Source organism: Arthrobacter sp. SPT-J7, from assembly GCF_059089965.1.
Window position 1 is genome coordinate 1 of the sequence record NZ_JBNHFF010000006.1, and the last position, 18,941, is coordinate 18,941.

Consider the following 18,941-nt stretch of genomic DNA (forward strand, 5'->3'; position numbering starts at 1 on the left):
AATACTTCCTCTGCCTCCGGGACGGATTCTCGCTTGAAGACGACACGGTCGTTGCAACTCCCAAAGTCGGGTGTTGCAACGACCGCTAGAACCCAAGAAGGTGCCCGGCCGCCGTCGTGCTGTCGCCACTCAGTCCGCTACCGGAACGGCCCGGTCGTTGGCGTAGCTCACGCCCAGTTGGGCGCGCACGCCGTCGAAGAGCCGCATGGTGTCCACGGTATCGGCCCAGGGCATGGTGGGGCTCTGCTGCAGGCCGGCCTGGATGCAGCGGGTGACCTCCCGCAGTTCAAAAACGTAGCCGTGGCCGACCGTTGGGAAGGTCTCCACCCGCGCCTCGCCCAAGTGCGGCTCGATGGTCAGCTCGGTGGGGTGGTGCAGCGGCGCATTGCTCTTCAGCCAGCCGCCGGTGCAGGCCACCGTGGCCGTGCGCGGCGAGGCGGCCTGCAGCGAACAGGCCAGCTGCGCCTGCGCGCCCGAGCCGTAGCTAAGCGTCATGGCGTTCTGCGCGTCCACGCCGTCGTCGTTCACGTAGCCGGTGGCGGACACTGTCTGCGGGAAGCCCAGCGTTCCCAGCGCCCAGGTCAGCGGGTAGACGCCCAAATCCAGCAGCGCGCCGCCGCCGGCGGCGGGGTTCCAGAGCCTGGCCGCCGGGTCGTAGACGGCAGGGAAGCCAAGGTCCGCCTGCACCCAGCGGACCTCGCCGAGCTCGCCGGAAGCCAGGATCTCCCACACCCGGTTGATGACGGGCAGGAAACGCGTCCAGACCGCTTCCATCAGGAACAGTCCGCGGCTGGCGGCCAGTTGCGTCAGCTCCAATGCTTCCCGCGCATTGATGGTCAGCGACTTCTCACACAGCACGTGCTTGCCGGCTTCCAGGGCACGCCGGGCGATCCCGTAATGCTGTCCATGCGGCGTGGCCACGTAGACCACGTCCACGTCCGGGTCCGCGAAGAGCTGGTCGTAGCCGGCACCGGCATCGCCGTCGAAATAAGCAGTGGCGAAGCCGAAGCGCCGCTGGAAGGCCACGGCGTTGGCCTGGTTCCGCGAGCTGACCGCCTGCAGCACGGCATCGGCCAGCCGGGCGAGGTCTTCGCTGACCAGGGTGGCGATGGCCCCGGTGGACACCACGCCCCAGCGCAGCGGCTGCCCGGTGGCTTCGAGCGGCCCGGGCGAGCCGGGCGCGAGACAGGGCGGCGTGGCGATGCGGGGCGGTTGTGTCATGGCTCCATCTTGGCCGCCCACCGGATCGGGGTCCATGGGGACGATCAGCCTTTGTCCCATTGCTCGCGCGGAAGCTGCGCCCTACCGGTGCAGACCTATCGATGATACAAAGTAAGCAGGCTCAGTAATTCACCAACAAGAAGGAGCCCTCACCATGGATACAGGCATGATTATCGGAATCGTGATCGCTGTTGTTGTCATCCTCATCATCGTCGGACTCATCGTCTTCTTCGCTCGGAAGAAGAGCACGCAGCGGAAGCTCCAAGAGCAGGAAGAGCACCGCCGGCAGGCGGCGGAGATACGGCAAAGCGCGAAGGCGTCGTCGGTGGAGGCGCGGGAGCGCGAGGCAGACGCGATGCAAGCTCAGGCCGACGCCCAGCGTGCGGACGCCGAGGCGGAGCGCGCCAAAATCGAAGCCGAGCGCCTGCGCCTGGACGCCGAGCAGCGGCAGCAGGACGCGCACGGGATCCGCCGCGAGAGCGAGGACCAGCTGCGTAAGGCCGATGACTTGGACCCGGACATCAACACCAAGGACCGCGATTCCAGGTCAGACCGCCACTACGACGGTGATGCCCCGCGGGGCGGCGCCGACACCGACCGTCGGGTCGACACTGATACGACTCGTGGCATCGACCCGAGCGGGGACAAAGTCCGCGAGGGTGATACCACCGCAGCACAAGGCGATCAGGCCGGCCGGCACATCGACGACGCCCGGTATAACGATGATCCCCGCCGTGGCGAAGCTGGCAGCCACAGCATCTAAGCGGACGCTGGCTGTTCCGCCGCCGTCGGCCGGTTCGTTTTGCTGAGCATCGGCAGGATACTCAGCAGACAGCCGGCGGCGGCTGCCAGGATCAGCAGCCGGTAATCCACAAACCCGATCAGTGCGGCCGCGCCGAGGGCCGCCATCACCTGCGGCAGGTTCAACAACAAGTTGGCTGCTGCACCGGTCCGGCCCTGCAAATGGGCCGGACTTTCGGTTTGCCGCAGGGTCACGTAGGCGATGATCGCCCACATCACTCCGCAGCCCACGAGGACCACTGCCGCCAGGAACAGTGCCACGGAATTGCTGGCGAGCAGCGGGATCGCCGCGCCCAGCAGGACCAGTCCGAGGACCAGGGTGCGCTGCAGACCCAGCACACGGATCACACTCGCGGCGGTCAGCCCGCCGAGCACCGAGAACATGCCTTGCGCGCTGGAAAAGACCGCCAGCGACTCCGGCGGCAGGCCAACTCCATGCTCGATCGACGCGAAGAGCGTGACGTTGAGCATGCCGGTGGCCGCTACCGCAATCATCAGGGTTATCGTCGCTGGCCGCAGCTGCCGGTGCCGCCACAGGAAACGGAACCCGGCCAGCGAGCTGGACCAGAAGGTTTCCCCCTCCGCCGCTTCAGGCTCGGCTTCGTGCACCCGCACGGTCAGCATTACGGCGGCCGCAGCCAGGAAGCACACACAGGTGGCGGCAATGACGGGTGCCATGCCCCACAGCGCGAATACACCGGCGCCCGCCAGCGGGGCAACGATGCGCAGGCCTTGGTCGACGGTGCTGAGCAGACCATTGGCCGGAGCCAGCAGGCGGTCCGGCATCAGGTCGCGCAGCAGGCCGCCCTGCGCCGCGGCGGTCAGGTAGGAGGAGGCGGCATAGGCCGCCATGACCGCGTAGACCAACCAGAGCTGGTCGCCGTCCTGCACCAGCAGCAATGCCAGCACCACAACGGCGGCCACGACGTTGTTCAGCACCATCAACCGCCTGCGGCTGAACCGGTCGGCGAGCTGTCCGATCAGGGGAGCGAACAGGCCGGGCGCACCGAAGGCGGCGAAGACCAGCCCCGCCGCCGCATCGGAACCGGTGAGTGTTTTAGTCCAAATGGCAGCGGTCAGGAACAAGGCCGAATCGCCGACGTTGGTCAAGAGCCAGGCCAGCGCCAGTCGGCGGAAGGGCGCGACCGCGAGGGCCTGCCGGTTGCTGCCGACGTCCGCCGTGCGCCGACTGCCGGCGCTGCTCACGGCAGCCCGGGGTCGATGTTGAGCACGCTGAACAGATGGGTCTTTTGGGCACCGTTCGGCCGCAGTGATGGATTCTCGACCCGCCCCTCAAAGCGCCGACTGAGCTCGAGCAGGTCGTCGCGGAATTGCCTGATCTCCTCGGGCGTGGCATAGAACTGCGTGGAGCTGATGATCGACAGATCGAGCTCGTCCGCCGGCAGGTCCGGTGCCCGGCCGGTCCAGTCCCTGAGCCGTTGGAACTGGCGCTCCAGCTCCAGGCCCGCCAGCGCTACCACCGCATGCCGGGAGCCGGGCAGGCTGTGGTCGATGGTCTGGGCGCGGCTGTGCGAGATGGGTTTCCACGGCTTGTCCCGCCCGACCTGTTCGCCCGGCTCGATGTAGCCGTGTTTGGCCAGGATGCGCAGATGATAGGAACAGCTGGCCACGGATTCTCCGGTGGCTGCGGCGCACTCGGTGGCGGTGGCTTGGCCGGCAGCATCGAGGACATCGAGCAGTTCCAGCCGCAGGGGATGGGTCAGGGCGCGGATGCGGACCGGGTCGCTGACCACCTGCTCTCCGGGCGCCCCCCGGTGACCGTGCGTCGGCGCCACCTGCCGGGCACCGCCGTCGTGATTGTTACCGGTTTCCATGATGCTAAAGATATCTTTAGCAAGAATCCTTTAGCAAGCACTTGACCCTACGACGACGACGGCGCCCGCTCCCGAAGGGGAGCAGGCGCCGCGGTGGGGCGTGCGGTCAGCCTTTGACCGAGCCGCTCATCAGGCCGCCGACGAAGTACTTGCCCAGAATGATGTAGACCAGCAGTGTGGGCAGCGAGGCGATCAGCGCCCCGGCCATCGAGGCGGCATAGTCGGTCAGCTGTCCGCCGGCCAGGAAGCTCAGCGCGATGGTGACCGGGCCGTTGGAACCGGAGGAGAAGAACGCCGCGAACAGGTAGTCGTTCCACGCCGAGGTGAACTGCCAGATCAGCACCACCACGAAGCCCGGAGCGGAGATCGGCAGGATCACCGAGGCGTAGGTGCGCAGCAGTCCCGCACCGTCCATCCGCGCGGCTTCGATCAGCTCGCTCGGAACGGACTCGTAGTAGTTGCGGAAGATCAACGTGCAGATGGGCAGGCCGTAGACGATGTGCAGCACCAGCAGCGATGGGATGCCGTTGGGCACCCCGAGGCCTTGCATCAACTGGGTCAGCGGGATCATCACGGCCTGGTACGGAATGAACATGCCGAACAGGATCAGCGTGAAGACGACGTTGGCGTACGGGAAGCGCCAGCGTGACAGCACAAAGCCGTTCATCGAGCCGAGGAAAGCGGAGATGATCGACGCCGGAATCACCATGGCGAAGGTGCGGCCAAGCGCCGGGGCCAGGGTGTCCCAGGCCTTGGCCCAGCCGGCGGTTTCCCACGTGGTGGGCAAGAGCCAGGCGGTGGAGGGATCGGCGTCGGACGGGCCCTTGAAGCTGGTGATGAACAGGACGTAGGCCGGAATCAGCACCACGAACACAAACAACAGCAGGATGGCGTATTTGAGCGTGCGGTTCATTCGCTGCCGGCCGGTGCGCGGCGCCGGCGGACGGGGCTTGGCTACTTCGACGGGCGGCGGGACGGTTGCGGTGGTCATCAGCGTTTCTCCTGCCGCGAGGTGTACACGAGGTACGGGATAACCACCAGCGCCACAAGTACCAACATGATGGTGCCGATGGCTGCCGAGTCGGCGTAGTCGCTGCCGATGTACTTGACCCACATCATGGTGGCCGGCACCTGGATGTCATACGTGTTGGCATCGGGCACGATGGCCCGGATCAGGTCGAACAACTTCAACGACATGTGGCCGATGATGATCACGGCCGAGAGCATCACCGGGCTCAGCTGCGGGAAGATCACGTGCCGGTAGAGCTTCCATTCGCTGCAGCCGTCGATCCGCGCCGCTTCGCGCAGTTCTTCCGGGATGCCGCGGAAGCCGGCCAGGAACAGGGCCATCACGTAGCCGGAGAGCTGCCAGATGGCCGGCACGGCGATGGCGGCAATACCCCAGTTGGGATCCGACCACCAGCTGTTCTGCAGGAAACCCAGCCCCACGCCGTCCAGCAGCCGGTTCAGGCCGGTGGTGCGCTCACCGCCGGACTGGTCGGTCTGCAGGCTGGAGAGCAGCCAGCGCCACACCACGCCGGAGGCGATGAAGGAGACGGCCATCGGGAAGAGGTAGACCGAACGGAAAACCCCCTCGCCGAAGGAGGGCCGTTCCAAAATCCAGGCCCAGAGGAAACCGAAGATCAGCGTGCCGGCCAGGAACACCACGGTGAGCAGCAGCAGGTTGCGCAGCGCGTGCTGGAAATCCGGGTCCCCGAACAGCCTGAAGTAGTTCTCCATGCCGACGAAGTCCGAAGACGGCCGGGCGGTGTGCTGGTTGGTCATTGAGATGCGGACGTTTTCCGCGATCAGTGCATAGACAAAGACGGCCAGCAGGACGAGGGTGGGGGAGATCAGGGCCAGTGCCGGGCCCCAGGTCTTGACTTTCTTGAACATGGAATTCTCCTTGTGCCGCCGGCACCGGGTGGGACGTGGAAGGGCGGGCGCGGTGGTTCTGCCGCGCCCGCCCGTCCGGGGGTGTCCTGGTTACTGCTGGAACTTCTCGGCGATGGACGCCGCGGAAGCCTGCAGCGCGGCCACATCCTGCGGGCCGCCGAACTTGCTCACCGCGGTGCTCAATTCGTTCAGCCAGGCAACAGGGACAGCGGCACCGTGGGCCAGCGAGGACACGATCGTGTCGTTTGAGAAGTCCTCGATAGCGCTCTTCTGGTACTCGCCGAACTTGTCCGCCGGCACGTCCGTGCGGGCGGGGATGGAGCCCTTCGCCGCGTTGAACGCCTGCTGGCCGTCCACGCTGGAGATGGTGGTCAGCCACGCCTTGGAACCGTCGGGGTTCTGGGCGCCCTTGGGCAGCGTGAACGAATCGGCCAGGAAGTCGAAGACACCGTCGGTCCCGGGGGTCGGGAAGTAGACGTAGTCCTCGCCGGGCTTCTTGCCGTCCTGGGAGAACTTGGCTTCGGCCCAGTCGCCCATCACGTTGTAGGCGGCTGCGCCGTCCTCCACCAGCTGCGTTGCCGGACCCCAGTCGCTGAGGGTGTCGCGGTCGGAGTTGGTGTAGCTGAGCGCCTTCTTGTAGTTCTCGATGGCTTTGGTGACGTCGGCGCCGGCCCAATCGGTGGTGCCGTCCCAGAGTCCGTTGTAGCCTTCGGCGCCGAGGGTGGCGAGCAGGATGTTCTCGAACAGCTGTACCTGCGTCCAGGTCCCGGCCACGGCCAGCGGGGTGGCCCCGGATTCCTTGATTTTGTCCATGTCCTTGAACCAGGCGTCCAGGTCGGCCGCCGGCTTGTCCGGATCCAATCCGGCCTTCTTCAGCACGTCGACGTTGGCCCACACCACGTTGGCGCGGTGGATGTTGGACGGGACGGAGTAGATCTTGCCGTCAACGGTGAGGCGGTCCAGCAAGTCCTTCGGGAAGGCCTCGTTCAGCTTCGCTTCCTCATAGAAAGAGCTCAGGTCTTCGAGCTGGTCGGCGGCGATGTAGTCCTGCAGCTCGGCGCCGGCGTGGGCCTGGAACGAGTCCGGCGGATTGCCCGACTTCAGGTTGGCGGCCAGGACGCTCTTGGCCTGGCTGCCGGCGCCGCCGGCGACGGCAAGGTTGTCGAACTTCAGGTTCGGGTACTGCTCGGAGAAGATGTCCACCAGCGCATCCAGCCCGACCTTCTCGGAACCGTCCGCCCACCAGGTGAAAACTCCCACCGAACCCGACGCTTCTGAGGGGTTGGCATCCTCAACCGCGCTTCCACCGCCGCAGGCCGACAGGAGCAAACCTGCAGCCGCAACGCTGGCGAGCATAGACATGCGTCGCATAACGCCTCCATCAATCAACAGTCTGTGGCCACGGGGTCTGCGCGACCCGCACACGGATGTGTGGCTTGAAGGAAGTTAACTAGGTCACACGGCTTGTCGTCAAGAGTTGAACGCAAAGCGTTGCCCAACCGTCAGGTGCGGGTGGCTCTAGACGAAGGGCAGCTCGGCCTGTTGGAGCACCAGCGTCGCGGCTCCCAAGGCCTCTGCGCGGCTGCCCAGAGTGGACATCGTCAGATCCGTTGATTCGCCGACGACCGGTACCACATGGCGCAGCAACCCGCGTCGCACCGGTTCCAACAGGATGCTGCCAAGGCCCGTGAGTGGCCCGCCGACCACGATGAATTCCGGGTTCAGCAGGTTGCAGACGTTGGCCAGTGCCCGCCCCACTGCAAGTCCTGCGTCGTCGATGACCCGGAGCGCGGCCGGGTCGCCCTCCAGGGCGATTCGGACAATATCTTCGGTGCCGATCGGGGCCCCGCGGCCGTGGCTGAGCAAATCGATCATGGTGGACGTGGATGCGACGGTCTCCAGACAGCCGCGGTTGCCGCAGCGGCAGATGACTCCGTGCTCGGCGACGGTGGCGTGGCCGATTTCGCCGGTGACTCCGATATGGCCGTAATACAGGTCGCCGTTGAGCACCAGGCCTGCGCCGATGCCCGATCCGATCTTCAGAAACACCAGGTTCTGGGCGTGCTGGTAGGGGCCCCAGCTGACTTGCGCGAGTGCGCCGAGATTCGCGTCGTTGTCCACGAACACGTCGGCACCGAACCGTTCCTGCAGCCGGGCCAGCAGGTTGATGCCCACCCATTCGGGCAGGATGGCACCGTGGATCACGGTGCCGGTCCGGCGGTCGATGGGCCCGGGAATTCCGGCGCCGACGCCGAGCACCGCCCCGGGGGATACCGATTGTTCGTCCAGGAGCCGCTGTACCAGCCGGGCGGCGGCGTCGATGCCTTGCTCGGCGTCGTGGCCGAGGGGCAATTCCACGGCGTCGGCGGCGAGCACCCGGTGGTCCAGGCTCACCAGCACCACCTGCACGTGCCGCCGGCCGAAATCCACTCCGACGGCGACGGCGCCGCGGCCGTCGATCCGGACCGAGAGTGCGCGGCGGCCTGAACTGGTGGTCGGTGCGGTACTGACCAGTCCGTCTTCGGCCATCGCCTTGACGATGTTGGACACGGTGGCGGTGGATAGTCCGGTCTGCCGGGACAGCTCGGCCTGCGTCAACGGGCCGCGGGCCATCAGCGCCTGCAGGATCCGTTGGCTGTTCCGCCGGCGCAAGGCGCCCTGGGAGCCGGGCCGGTGCTGCAAGGCGGACGGAACGGAGCGCGACGAGGCCTCGAGAGCGGTCGGCGGATCGGCTGGCATAGACAAAAGCGTGCGCTAGCGGCGAGTTGTAGTCAAGAAGTTAACGCAAGATCGTTCGGAATGCGACGCCGGGCGGGCAGCAGCATCAGCAGCAGCGCTCTATGGACGGGTCTGCACACACCGACGAGCCATTGGACTCGCAGCATGTGCAGCAGCCCACGCCCGAGCCGGCGAACCCACGGCGACGGCCCGCGCGAAGCGGCTACTGCTCGGTGGCGTCGTCGATCGCGTCGCGGTGCAGGGCAGCGAGCTCCACATAATGGGCGGCGTTGTCGAGGACGGATTGGTACTCTTCCTCGGTCAGCTCGCGGCGGACCTTGGCAGGGACGCCGGCGACGAGGGAGCGCGGCGGAATCTGCGTACCCTCCAGCACGACGGCGCCGGCTGCCACCAGCGAACCTTCGCCCACCACAGCACCGTTCATGATGGTGGCGCTCATGCCGATCAGGCAGTTGTCCTCCACGGTGCAGCCGTGGACTACGGCCGCGTGGCCGACGCTGACGCCGGCGCCGATCGTGCAGGGGAAGCCGGGGTCGGCGTGCAGGACCACGTTGTCCTGCAGGTTGGTGCGTTCGCCGACCCGGATTGGTGCCGTGTCGCCGCGGACGCTCACGCCGTAGAACGCGCTGGAGTCGGCGGCCAGGGCCACGTCCCCGCTGAGCGTGGCCGTGGGGGCAACAAAGGCGGACAGGTCGACGGCCGGCAGCATGCCGGCGATAGTGATGATGTGGGCCATTGCACCAGCCTAGCCAGTCAGCGGCCCTCCAGCGGGTTCGTGACGGAGGTGGCGTCCGGCATCTCGTGCGGTTAGGGCTTGGTCACGATAAAGAACTGGTAGTGCCTGCCGGTCCCCGGCCGGTCCCAGGTGGTGAAGCCGGAGATCAGTCCGTGCTCACCGAAGAGCTGGCGCACGGTTTCGTCGCGGCGGCGGCTGTAGAAGCGGTTCGGCTCGAGGTCGTCGTTGGCAACGATGACCTCCTCGTCGTCGCCGGACCAGAGCCCGACCGCCAGCGGGGCGCCCTCGGCCAGGACGCGCATCGTCTCGGCCAGCACATCCGGGAGGTCCTGATTGGGAATGTGCAGCAGCGTGCTCATGGTCCAGCCGGCCGAAAACGTGCCGCTGGCGAATGGCAACTCGCGCGCCGAGCAGACCACTGCGTCCAGACTCTTGGCCCGGGCAATCCGGACGTTTTCCTCGGACAGGTCGATGCCGGTGTAGTGGATGCCCGCGGCCTTGAACGCCAGCCCGTCCGCGCCCGTGCCGCAGCCGATCTCCAGCACGCTGTGCCGGTGCGCCGCGACCAGTGACGCGATGAACGCCTGCCTGGCCTCATCCCTCTGCGGATCCCGGGCGCGCCGGTCGCGGGCAGGGGCTTGGCGGTCATAGAACGCCTTCAGCTCCGGTTCATGGTTGCCCATCCGTCGAGAGTACGCCTCGGGCGAGCTGCGGCACAGAGCCAGGCGCCGCCGTCGTGATCAGCGGTTGTCGCCACACCGGCCGGCGGCCACATCGACCGGTCGCCCTGACGACCGCGGCGGCCTTGCCACCCAGCCGCCGCTGCCAACCGGCGGCAGGGCCCGACCGCCCGGGGAACGGCTAGTTGAAGATGACCGTGCGGTTTCCGTCCAGCAGCACGCGGTGTTCGGCATGCCACTGCACCGCGCGGGCCAGCGCCCGGGCTTCGACGTCGCGGCCCAGCGCCACGAACTGCTCGGCGGTATGGGAGTGGCGGACCGGGATGACTTCCTGGTCGATGATCGGCCCTTCGTCCAGGTCCGCGGTGACATAGTGCGCAGTGGCGCCGATGAGCTTCACGCCGCGGGCATGGGCCTGGTGGTACGGCCTGGCGCCCTTGAAACTGGGCAGGAAGGAGTGGTGGATGTTGATCGCCTTGCCGGCCAGCTCGGTGCAGAGTTCGTTGCTGAGCACCTGCATGTAGCGGGCCAGGACCACCAGTTCCACATCGTGCTCGGCGGCCAGGTCCATCAGCGCCTGCTCGGCCTGCGGCTTGGTGTCCGGCGTGACCGGGATGTGGTGGAAGGGGATGCCATAGAACGCGGCGAGGTCGGCCAGATCCGTGTGGTTGGAGACGATGGCGGGGATCTCGATCGGCAGGGTGCCGGAGCGCTGCAGGAAGAGCAGGTGATTCAGGCAGTGACCTGACTTCGACGCCATCAGCAGCGTACGCATCTTGACGCCCTCGCGGCGCAGCTTCCAGGTCATGCCGAACTCCTGCGCCACCGGCTGCAACTGGTCGTGGAGCTCTGTGTAGGACTGGTCGGTGGCCACCGCCACCCGCATGAAGAAGCGTCCCGACTGCGGGCTCTCATACTGCTGTGATTCGGTGATGTTTCCTCCGGCCTGCACCAGGGCGCCGGCAACGGCATGCACGATGCCGGGGCGGTCCGGGCAGGAAAGCGTGAGGGTGTAGGCGGTGGGAGCGGCGGCGTCAGTCACGAGTCCTAGGGTACCGGCTGGCGTTCGGCTTCCGCCGCAAGGTGCTTGGTGGCGGCGACGGCGGCGGCGCGGCCGGCCCGGGTGGCACCCACCGTGGACGCGGACGCTCCGTATCCGACCAGGAAAAGGCGCGGCTCCTTCACCACGGAAACGCCGTCCTCGGCCATCATGATCCCGCCGCCGGGTTCGCGCAGCCGCAGCGGCACCAGATGGTCCAGCGACGGGCGGAAACCGGTGGCCCAGAGGATCACGTCGACGTCTTCGGTGGAGCCGTCGGCGAACTCGATGCCGTGTTCGCCGATGCGGGCCAGCTTGCCCCGCGAGACGAGGACGCCGGCGTCAATGCCCCGTTGGTACGTCTCGGTCAGTGGCAGGCCGGTGGCGGCAACCACGCTGAGCGTGGGCAGTCCGGCGCGGGTGCGCTCGCTGACCCGGCGTTCCACGTCAACGCCCCACTCTTTGTCGAACGGGGTGGCCGTGAAGTCCGGTGCGCGGCGGGTGGACCAGAGGGTGTCGGCCCCGGCGGCATCCAGCTGCAGCAGGAACTGCAGCGCGGAGGTGCCGCCGCCGACCACCAGCACCCGCTGCCCGCGGAACTCGTCGGCCGACCAGAAATTTCGGGTGTGCAATTGGCGGCCGCGGAAGGTTTCCTGCCCGGGGTAGTGCGGCCAGTACGGCTTGTCCCAGGTTCCGGTGCCGCTGATCACCGTGCGTGCCAGCCACTCGCCGCCGGTGTCGCTGCGCACCCGCAGCACGGCACTGTCGTCGTCAATTGAGGTGACGCGGACGGGGCGGTGCACGGGCAGCTTAAACTGCTGCTCATAGGCACCGTAGTAACGGCGGACGACGGCGGAGGACGGCTCCTGCGGGTCCGGAACCCCCAGCGGCAGGCCGGGGAGATCGTGCAACCCGTGCGCGGCGTCGAAGGTCAACGAGGGCCACCGGTGGCGCCAGGCGCCGCCCGGGCCGTCATTGGCATCGAGCACCACAAAGTCGCGTTCCGGAACCAGCCCGCGGCGGGCCAATTGGTAGGCCGCGCTCAGCCCGGCCTGGCCTGCGCCGATCACCACGGTCTGCAGCTGATGAGTGCTGCCTGCTGCCAGGTCCGCCACGATGCTCCCTCTGATTGTTGACGCTTCAACTTCTATGGGCTGTAACGGCGGCGGGTGCCGGGGTATTCCGGGCCGGGGTGGCCGGGGTGGCCGGGGTGGGCCGCGCGGTGCGGGTAGGCCGGGCGGGTGGCGGCAAACCAGGCAGGACGGGCCGTGGCTTAGGCCCTAGCGGGATATCTCCGGCGCCGGCCGGATAGCGCTGAGCCGTTTCCTGCGAGCCTCGATGGCGCTAGGGTGGCAGCAGCGATGATGGAAGGCCTTGCCATGACGCGTCTGGAACGTCACAACCCACTGCGCCGCAGCCCCGGCCGGGTCCTGCTGGCCGCCGCACTGATCATTGGCTTGGCCGGCTGCACCGGCAGCGCCGGTTCCAGCCCCACCGCAACCGGCGGGACCACGCAAACGCAGGGCGGCGCGGGCGGCCAAACCGGGGGAGCGCAGCCGGCCGGTGGTATTCCGAACATCGTGGAGAGCGTGCAGCCGTCGGTGGTCACAATTTTCACCAAGGGTGGCTTGGGCAGCGGAGTGGTCTATTCCAAAGACGGCTTGATCCTGACCAACGAGCATGTGGTCGGCGACAGCACCAAGGTGGAGGTGGCTTTCGCCGACGGACAGCGCACCGCCGGGAAGGTGTTGGCGACGGACGCGGTGTCCGATCTGGCCCTGGTGCGGACCGGACGCGACGGGCTTCCCGCCGTCGCGTTTGCCCCGGCGCTGCCGAGGATCGGCGAACTCGCTGTGGTGATCGGTTCGCCGCTGGGCTTCGAGAATACTGCGACCGCCGGCATCATCTCCGGCCTGCACCGCTCCATTCCCGGCTCGTCCTCCTCCAGTCTGGCGCTAGTGGACTTGATCCAGACCGACGCCGCGATCAGCCCCGGCAACTCGGGCGGCGCCGTCGTCAATGGTCGTGGCCAAGTGGTGGGCATCAGCGAGGCGTATATCCCCCCGGAAGCAGGCGCGGTGTCGCTGGGCTTCGCCATTCCCGCCGCAACCGCTCAGGAAGTCGCCGGGGAACTGCTCAAAAACGGCGTCGCCAAGCACGCTTTCATGGGGCTTGCCCCGGCCACCATCACGCCCGAGATTGCGCAGCAGTTGGGGATGCCGCAGGCCGGCGGCGTCGTGGCCCTGAACGTGACCAACGGCGGTCCGGCCGACAAGGCGGGAATCCGGCCAGGAGATGTGCTGGTAAGCGTGGATGGAGAGGAACTGGCTACGGCGGAGGACCTGCTGGCTGTCCTTCGGAAGCACGATCCGGGCGATGTGGTCACGGTGGAAGTGCGCCGTGGCAGCGACACCACACCAGTGAAGGTCACGCTTTCGGACCGGCCAGCGGGGTGACCGGCTGTTAGGATTGGCTCGCCGCGACTGGCGTTAGGTGGGACACCACCAGGAAGCGGCAGCAGGGACGGGGATCCTCGATCGCCGCTCCTGCAGATGTAGACCACGGATCGCACGCCTGGGACGTAAGGTCGCCTATGGGCCTGACTGTGTCCGGGGCTGGTAACGCGTCATGCGTGCGGTACCTGCACCCGGTAATCTGGCCTGTAGCAGTGAGATAAGCCCACCACCCAGGAGATTCTCCCCGTGACTTCCACGCCCTCTGTGACCGATCTGCCGTTGTCCCAGATTGACCCTGAAATCGCCGCTGTGATCGACGCCGAACTCAGCCGCCAGCGCGACACCCTTGAAATGATCGCCTCCGAGAACTTCGCGCCGCGTTCGGTGCTCGAAGTCCAGGGATCGGTCCTGACCAACAAGTACGCCGAGGGTTACCCGGGACGCCGTTATTACGGCGGGTGTGAGCACGTGGACGTCGCGGAGAACCTGGCGATCGAGCGGGCCAAGTCGCTCTTCGGCGCGGAGTTCGCCAACGTCCAGCCGCACGCCGGCGCCCAGGCCAACGCCGCTGCCCTCTCCGCCCTGATCCAGCCGGGCGACAAGATGATGGGTCTGTCGCTGGCCCACGGCGGACACCTGACCCACGGCATGAAGCTGAACTTCTCCGGCAAGCTCTACCAAGTGGCCGCCTACGAAGTCGACCCGCAGACCTTCCGGGTGGACATGGACAAGGTCCGCGAGCAGGCGCTGGCCGAGCGCCCGAACGTGATCGTGGCCGGCTGGTCCGCCTACCCGCGGCAGTTGGACTTCGAAGCCTTCCGCTCCATCGCCGACGAGGTCGGAGCCTACTTCTGGACCGATATGGCGCACTTCGCCGGGCTGGTCGCGGCCGGTCTGCATCCGAACCCGGTGCCGCACTCGGACCTCGTGACCTCCACTGTCCACAAGACCCTGGCCGGTCCGCGCTCCGGCGTCATCCTGGGCAAGGAAGCCTTTGCCAAGAAGGTCAACTCCGCAGTGTTCCCGGGCCAGCAGGGCGGCCCGCTGATGCACGTAATTGCGGCCAAGGCCGTGGCCTTCAAGATTGCCGCCGGCGAGGAATTCAAGCTGCGCCAGGAACGCGTGCTGGAAGGCGCTCGTCTTCTGGCCGAGCGCCTGACCGCGCCGGATGTGGCCGAGGCCGGCGTCTCGGTGCTGACCGGCGGCACCGACGTGCACCTGGTTCTGGTGGACCTGCGCAACTCCGACTTGGACGGCAAGCAGGCCGAAGACCTGCTGCACGAGGCCGGCATCACGGTCAACCGCAACGCCGTGCCGTTCGACCCGCGCCCGCCGATGGTGACCTCCGGCCTGCGGATCGGTACCCCGGCGCTGGCCACCCGAGGCTTCGGCTCCACCGAATTCACCGAGGTGGCCGACATCATCGCCACCGCGCTGAAGGGCGGGGCCGATGTTGCCGCGCTGCGCGCCCGCGTGAAGAAACTGGCCGACGACTTCCCGCTTTACCCCGGCCACGAGGAGTGGTGATATGAATCTGTACTCAACCCCGCCGACGGCGCGTGTCCTGGATGGCAAGGCCACCGCGGCACAGATCAAAAGCGAACTCACCGAGCGGGTCTCGGCGCTCAAGGCCAAAGGCATCGTGCCCGGCCTGGGCACCGTGCTGGTCGGCGAGGACCCGGGTAGCAAATGGTATGTGGGCGGCAAGCACAAGGACTGCGCCGAGGTGGGCATCGAGTCCATCCGCCGCGACCTGCCGGACACCATCTCACAGGAGGAACTGGAAGCAGTCCTCGATGAACTGAACGCGGATCCGGCCTGCACCGGCTACATCGTGCAGCTGCCGCTGCCCAAGCACATCGGTACCAACCGCATCCTGGAGAAGATCGATCCGGCCAAGGACGCCGACGGGCTGCACCCGATGAACCTGGGCCGGTTGGTGCTCAACGTGGGCGAGCCGCTGGACTCGCCGCTGCCTTGCACCCCGCACGGCTGCGTGGAGTTGCTGCTCCGCCACGACATCGAACTGGCCGGCAAGCGCGTGCTGGTGGTGGGCCGCGGCGTCACCGTGGGCCGTCCGCTGGGGCTGCTGCTGACCCGCAAAACGATCAACGCCACAGTGGTCCTGGCCCACACCGGAACTGTGGACCTGGCCGCGGAACTGCGGGAGGCCGACGTCGTCATTGCCGCCGCAGGGATGCCGCACATGATCAAGGCAGTCGACCTCAAGCCCGGTGCCGTGGTGCTGGACGTGGGGGTGAGCCGGGTCGAGGACGAAGACGGCAAGGCCCGGGTGACCGGCGACGTGGAGCCCGAGGCCCGCAACGTGACCAGCTGGCTCTCGCCCAACCCCGGCGGTGTCGGCCCGATGACCCGGGCCATGCTGCTGGCCAACGTGGTGGAAGCCGCCGAGCGCCAGGCCCGCTAAGGTCCGGCCGCAAGGCTAGGTAAGGCGGCGAGCGCCAGGCCCGCTAAGGTCCGGCCGCAAGGCTAGGTAAGGCGGCGTCCCAGTCCGGGACGCCGCCTTCTGTCGATTCCGGGCACCGTACCGGATCGTCCGCCTTCCTTGGTGACAATCGACCGGCGAATAGTTGCAGCGACACGCCGACGCTCGCTGCAACTATTCTCCACTCGAAGCGCGCCAGGTGTTCTGCGTCTTCGACGATGCAGCCGGCCGGCCGTAGCCTGTGGATAACTTCGGCACAGAATTACTCCCGCCGCACATAATGTCAGCATGAGCCGGGCGGGACGATCAGGAGTTGAAGGACGCCTTCCGCGAGCGAGGCCGCTCCCGCCACACCTGCAGGACTCCGCCTTCACAGTGCAGGACGGCCTGGCATCAGGACTCAGCAAGGGGCAGTTGCGCCACCGGCGCCTCATCCGAATCAGCCGGGGCATCTGTGCCGTCCAGCCAACCGAACTCGATCTTGCAAGCCATGTCCGGCCCTTCACCCGTGTCACCGATTCCAGTGCGGCTTCGCATGACACAGCGGCACGTTTGTGGGACTTTCCTGAGCCGGCCGCACACCGCTTCGATCGGCGCATTCATATTTCCCGTCCAGCCGGCGCCGCCCGGATGCAGCGGCCCGGGGTGGTGGGTCACCGATCCGGGCTCTTGCCGGATGAAGTCGCTTATGTCGATGGGCTCTGCGTCACGACGCGGACGCGCACGTGGCTGGACTTGGCCGAAAACCTGGAGGTGGATGATCTGGTGGTGATAGCGGACCACCTCCTCCGGATTCCACGGCCGGAGTTTGAAGGGCGGGCTGAGCCGTACGCTCAGCGGGAAGAGCTTCAGGCCATGCTGCGGCGCCACCCCGGGAAACGTGGACTGCGGAAGGCCCGTGCGTCGTTGGCCTTGGCTCGAAGAGGGGCGGATTCCCCGCCGGAGACCAGGCTACGGCTGGCCATGATCCGGGCCGGCTTGCCGGAGCCTGAGGTGAACAAGCCCATCAGGAACGACCACGGCGACATCCTGCACGCGCCGGACCTGTCGCTGCCTGAGTACCGCATCGCGATTGAGTACGAAGGTGAGGGGCACAGCGACTCCGGCCAAATCGCCCGCGACATTGAGCGGGAAGAACGAGCCCGGTCAGCGGACTGGGATGAAGTGCGGATTTCCAAGCGGCACATGGACAACGGTGCCAGACGGGCGGTGGAGAAAATTGCGGCGGCGCTGCGTGAACGCGGATGGAGCCATAACGAAGCCGCCTGATCTGGCCGCCGAGGGCAGGCGCACAAAAGCGGGCGCGCTGAAGCCGCCTGACTTGGCCGATATCAGTGCACCCGAAGCAGGCGCGTTGATGCCGCCTGACGTCGTCGCCGTCATCAGCGCCCCCAAAGCAGGCTGATGACGGCGACGCGGACCAATGCAGACGCGGACCAAAGGGCGGACCAACGGCGACGCCGACCAAAGAGCCGACCAACGAGCGGGTGCCCTGCCGGAATAGCTTCCGGCAGGGCACCCGCCTCAATGCTTGACTAGCAGCGCTGGGTCAGCGCAGCCCGTCTGGTCAGACGCCCACCTTGACGGCGTCGTCGGTGGAGACGCCGCGGCGCTTGTCGAAGACGGTCGCGCCGACTTCCTGCTCGGCCTGGTTGTTGATCGACAGGTCGATGCCCGGGCGGTCGCGCAGGATCAGCACGGCGATGATGGAGATGATCGTCATGCCGAACAGGTACATGGAGACCGAGGCGCTGGAGCCGGTGGAGTTGATCAGTGCCTGGGCGATAGTCGGAGCGAACGCGCCGCCGAGGATGGCGCCCAGGGCATAGGCGATCGAGACGCCGGAGTAGCGCACCGAGGCCGGGAAGATCTCGCTATACCAGGCAGCCTGCGGGCCGTAGCTGAGGCCGAGGCCAACGCTGAACATGGCCAGCGCCAGGTACAACATGCCGAGCGAGCCGGTGTCGATCAACATGAACAGCGGGAAGACGGTCAGCAGTTGCGCGCTGAACCCGATCAGGTAGGTGCGCTTGCGGCCGATCTTGTCCGAGAGGATGCCGGCGATGGCGGTAAAGATGAACCACATGGCGGAGGCGAACGTGATGGCCAGCAGCACGTCGGTGCGCTCCATGCCTACTGCCTCACTGGTGGCGTAGCTGGGGATGAACCCGCCGGTGGCCATGTAGCCTGCGGCGTTGTTGCCGGCGAAGACGAGGGCAGCCAGGATGACCAGCAGCCAGTGCTTGCGGAACAGCTCGACGACGGGAACCTTGCGCTGCTGCTTCTTCTCCGCGATCTCCTTGAACACCGGGGACTCGTCCACGGAGCGGCGGACCAGGTAGCCGACCAGGATCAGCACGATGCTGATCAGGAACGGAATGCGCCAGCCCCATTCCAGGAAGGCGTCGCCGGGAGCGATGACGCCGGTCATCAGCGTCATCACGCCCGAAGCCAGCAGCATGCCCAAGGGAACGCCCAGCTGCGGGAAGGAGCCTGCGCGGCCGCGGCGGTCGCGCGGAGCATGCTCGACGGCCATGAGGACTGCGCCACCCCATTCGCCGCCGGCTGAGATGCCCTGCAGGATGCGCAGCAAGAGCAGCAGCACAGGTGCCAGGACGCCAACGGTCTCATAGGTAGGCAGCACGCCGATCAGGGTGGTGGCGGCGCCCATCATCATCAAGGTGATCACCAGCATGGCGCGGCGGCCCAGCTTGTCGCCGTAGTGGCCGGCGAGGAAGGCGCCCAGCGGCCTGAACAGGAAGCTGATGCCGACGGACGCGAAGGCCAGCAGAAGGCCAATGGACTCACCGGCCGGTTCGAAGAACAGGTGCGCGAAGACCAGTCCGGCTGCGGTGGCGTAGATGAAGAAGTCGTACCACTCGATGGTGGTGCCGATGATCGTGGCAAACGCGACGCGACGCTGGTTCGCGGTCGTTGAGTGCCCTGATACTGCAGTGCTCATGGTTTCCTTCAAGAACGGTCACGTCGAGGAGCTCGGCGTGGTGATAATGGTGCGAAGGCTGACAGGAACGACGACGCCGGTGGCTCGCCGCCGACCGTTTCCGCGGTTGGGAAGCGATCGTGAACGGTTC

General features: G+C 67.0%; 17 protein-coding genes. 5 read left to right on the forward strand and 12 right to left on the reverse strand.

Translation table 11 applies throughout. The features are described from left to right. Positions 1–129 precede the first annotated feature (129 nt). A complete protein-coding gene (locus AC5RWX_RS11360) occupies positions 130–1,221 on the reverse strand; it encodes a Gfo/Idh/MocA family protein (RefSeq protein ID WP_494097453.1) in 1,092 nt (363 codons plus the stop codon). 154 nt (positions 1,222–1,375) lie between these two features. On the opposite strand from AC5RWX_RS11360, the gene AC5RWX_RS11365 reads away from it, so the two are divergent. Beyond that, a complete protein-coding gene (locus tag AC5RWX_RS11365; protein WP_494097454.1) occupies positions 1,376–1,984 on the forward strand; it encodes a hypothetical protein in 609 nt (202 codons plus the stop codon). Here AC5RWX_RS11365 and AC5RWX_RS11370 read toward each other — a convergent pair. The 10 genes from AC5RWX_RS11370 to AC5RWX_RS11415 all read right to left on the reverse strand — a co-directional run bounded on the left by AC5RWX_RS11370 (position 1,981) and on the right by AC5RWX_RS11415 (position 12,062). Further along, complete coding sequence (locus AC5RWX_RS11370; RefSeq protein ID WP_494097455.1) at positions 1,981–3,228, reverse strand: MFS transporter; 1,248 nt, start codon at positions 3,226–3,228, stop codon at positions 1,981–1,983. The two genes, AC5RWX_RS11365 and AC5RWX_RS11370, sit on opposite strands and share 4 nt — an antisense overlap. Beyond that, entirely contained in the window at positions 3,225–3,857 is a 633-nt protein-coding gene (locus tag AC5RWX_RS11375; protein WP_494097456.1) for a winged helix-turn-helix domain-containing protein, read from the reverse strand. Before AC5RWX_RS11375 ends, AC5RWX_RS11370 begins: the two co-directional genes overlap by 4 nt. A 106-nt stretch (positions 3,858–3,963) precedes the next feature. Beyond that, a complete protein-coding gene (locus AC5RWX_RS11380; RefSeq protein WP_493941826.1) occupies positions 3,964–4,848 on the reverse strand; it encodes a carbohydrate ABC transporter permease in 885 nt (294 codons plus the stop codon). After that, entirely contained in the window at positions 4,848–5,753 is a 906-nt protein-coding gene (locus AC5RWX_RS11385; RefSeq protein ID WP_493941827.1) for a carbohydrate ABC transporter permease, read from the reverse strand. The genes AC5RWX_RS11380 and AC5RWX_RS11385 overlap by 1 nt, the downstream gene beginning before the upstream one ends. Before the next feature lie 90 nt (positions 5,754–5,843). Continuing rightward, positions 5,844–7,124 carry an ABC transporter substrate-binding protein gene (locus AC5RWX_RS11390; RefSeq protein ID WP_493941828.1) on the reverse strand — a complete coding sequence of 427 codons (1,281 nt, stop codon included), beginning with the start codon at positions 7,122–7,124 and terminating at the stop codon, positions 5,844–5,846. Between the two features lie 147 nt (positions 7,125–7,271). Next, positions 7,272–8,492 carry an ROK family transcriptional regulator gene (locus AC5RWX_RS11395; protein ID WP_493944421.1) on the reverse strand — a complete coding sequence of 407 codons (1,221 nt, stop codon included), beginning with the start codon at positions 8,490–8,492 and terminating at the stop codon, positions 7,272–7,274. Positions 8,493–8,694: 202 nt separating this feature from the next. Continuing rightward, positions 8,695–9,228 (reverse strand): gamma carbonic anhydrase family protein, encoded by a 534-nt coding sequence (locus tag AC5RWX_RS11400; RefSeq protein ID WP_493944420.1) that lies wholly within the window; start codon positions 9,226–9,228, stop codon positions 8,695–8,697. A 71-nt stretch (positions 9,229–9,299) separates the two neighbouring features. Then, positions 9,300–9,911: a class I SAM-dependent methyltransferase gene (locus AC5RWX_RS11405; RefSeq protein ID WP_493944419.1), complete on the reverse strand. Its 612-nt coding sequence runs from the start codon at positions 9,909–9,911 to the stop codon at positions 9,300–9,302. A 178-nt stretch (positions 9,912–10,089) separates the two neighbouring features. Then, positions 10,090–10,950, reverse strand: coding sequence for a formyltetrahydrofolate deformylase (gene purU / locus AC5RWX_RS11410; protein ID WP_493941832.1), 861 nt, complete (start codon positions 10,948–10,950; stop codon positions 10,090–10,092). A 5-nt stretch (positions 10,951–10,955) separates the two neighbouring features. After that, on the reverse strand, positions 10,956–12,062 hold the full coding sequence (locus tag AC5RWX_RS11415) for an FAD-dependent oxidoreductase (protein ID WP_493944418.1): 1,107 nt from the start codon (positions 12,060–12,062) through the stop codon (positions 10,956–10,958). A 264-nt stretch (positions 12,063–12,326) separates the two neighbouring features. Between AC5RWX_RS11415 and AC5RWX_RS11420 the strand changes: the two genes are divergently transcribed. The 4 genes from AC5RWX_RS11420 to AC5RWX_RS11435 all read left to right on the forward strand — a co-directional run bounded on the left by AC5RWX_RS11420 (position 12,327) and on the right by AC5RWX_RS11435 (position 17,118). Then, entirely contained in the window at positions 12,327–13,403 is a 1,077-nt protein-coding gene (locus AC5RWX_RS11420) for a S1C family serine protease (protein ID WP_493944417.1), read from the forward strand. Between the two features lie 246 nt (positions 13,404–13,649). Next, a complete protein-coding gene (glyA, locus tag AC5RWX_RS11425) occupies positions 13,650–14,930 on the forward strand; it encodes a serine hydroxymethyltransferase (protein ID WP_493944416.1) in 1,281 nt (426 codons plus the stop codon). 1 nt (position 14,931) lies between these two features. Then, entirely contained in the window at positions 14,932–15,831 is a 900-nt protein-coding gene (locus tag AC5RWX_RS11430; RefSeq protein WP_494097457.1) for a bifunctional methylenetetrahydrofolate dehydrogenase/methenyltetrahydrofolate cyclohydrolase, read from the forward strand. A gap of 753 nt (positions 15,832–16,584) precedes the next feature. After that, complete coding sequence (locus AC5RWX_RS11435) at positions 16,585–17,118, forward strand: putative endonuclease domain-containing protein (RefSeq protein WP_494097458.1); 534 nt, start codon at positions 16,585–16,587, stop codon at positions 17,116–17,118. A 298-nt stretch (positions 17,119–17,416) separates the two neighbouring features. Here the strand turns inward: AC5RWX_RS11435 and AC5RWX_RS11440 are convergent, their stop codons facing one another. Beyond that, on the reverse strand, positions 17,417–18,811 hold the full coding sequence (locus tag AC5RWX_RS11440) for an MFS transporter (RefSeq protein WP_493942376.1): 1,395 nt from the start codon (positions 18,809–18,811) through the stop codon (positions 17,417–17,419). Positions 18,812–18,941 lie beyond the last annotated feature (130 nt).

Excerpts from the sequence above, each read along its gene's own strand:
- AC5RWX_RS11430 (WP_494097457.1), top strand. The coding sequence starts at position 14,932 with ATGAATCTGTACTCAACCCCGCCGACGGCGCGTGTCCTGGATGGCAAG.
- AC5RWX_RS11405 (WP_493944419.1), bottom strand. The coding sequence starts at position 9,911 with ATGGGCAACCATGAACCGGAGCTGAAGGCGTTCTATGACCGCCAAGCC.
- AC5RWX_RS11360 (WP_494097453.1), bottom strand. The coding sequence starts at position 1,221 with ATGACACAACCGCCCCGCATCGCCACGCCGCCCTGTCTCGCGCCCGGC.
- AC5RWX_RS11365 (WP_494097454.1), top strand. The coding sequence starts at position 1,376 with ATGGATACAGGCATGATTATCGGAATCGTGATCGCTGTTGTTGTCATC.
- AC5RWX_RS11400 (WP_493944420.1), bottom strand. The coding sequence starts at position 9,228 with ATGGCCCACATCATCACTATCGCCGGCATGCTGCCGGCCGTCGACCTG.
- AC5RWX_RS11420 (WP_493944417.1), top strand. The coding sequence starts at position 12,327 with ATGACGCGTCTGGAACGTCACAACCCACTGCGCCGCAGCCCCGGCCGG.
- AC5RWX_RS11440 (WP_493942376.1), bottom strand. The coding sequence starts at position 18,811 with ATGAGCACTGCAGTATCAGGGCACTCAACGACCGCGAACCAGCGTCGC.
- AC5RWX_RS11385 (WP_493941827.1), bottom strand. The coding sequence starts at position 5,753 with ATGTTCAAGAAAGTCAAGACCTGGGGCCCGGCACTGGCCCTGATCTCC.
- AC5RWX_RS11395 (WP_493944421.1), bottom strand. The coding sequence starts at position 8,492 with ATGCCAGCCGATCCGCCGACCGCTCTCGAGGCCTCGTCGCGCTCCGTT.
- AC5RWX_RS11380 (WP_493941826.1), bottom strand. The coding sequence starts at position 4,848 with ATGACCACCGCAACCGTCCCGCCGCCCGTCGAAGTAGCCAAGCCCCGT.
- AC5RWX_RS11390 (WP_493941828.1), bottom strand. The coding sequence starts at position 7,124 with ATGCGACGCATGTCTATGCTCGCCAGCGTTGCGGCTGCAGGTTTGCTC.
- AC5RWX_RS11375 (WP_494097456.1), bottom strand. The coding sequence starts at position 3,857 with ATGGAAACCGGTAACAATCACGACGGCGGTGCCCGGCAGGTGGCGCCG.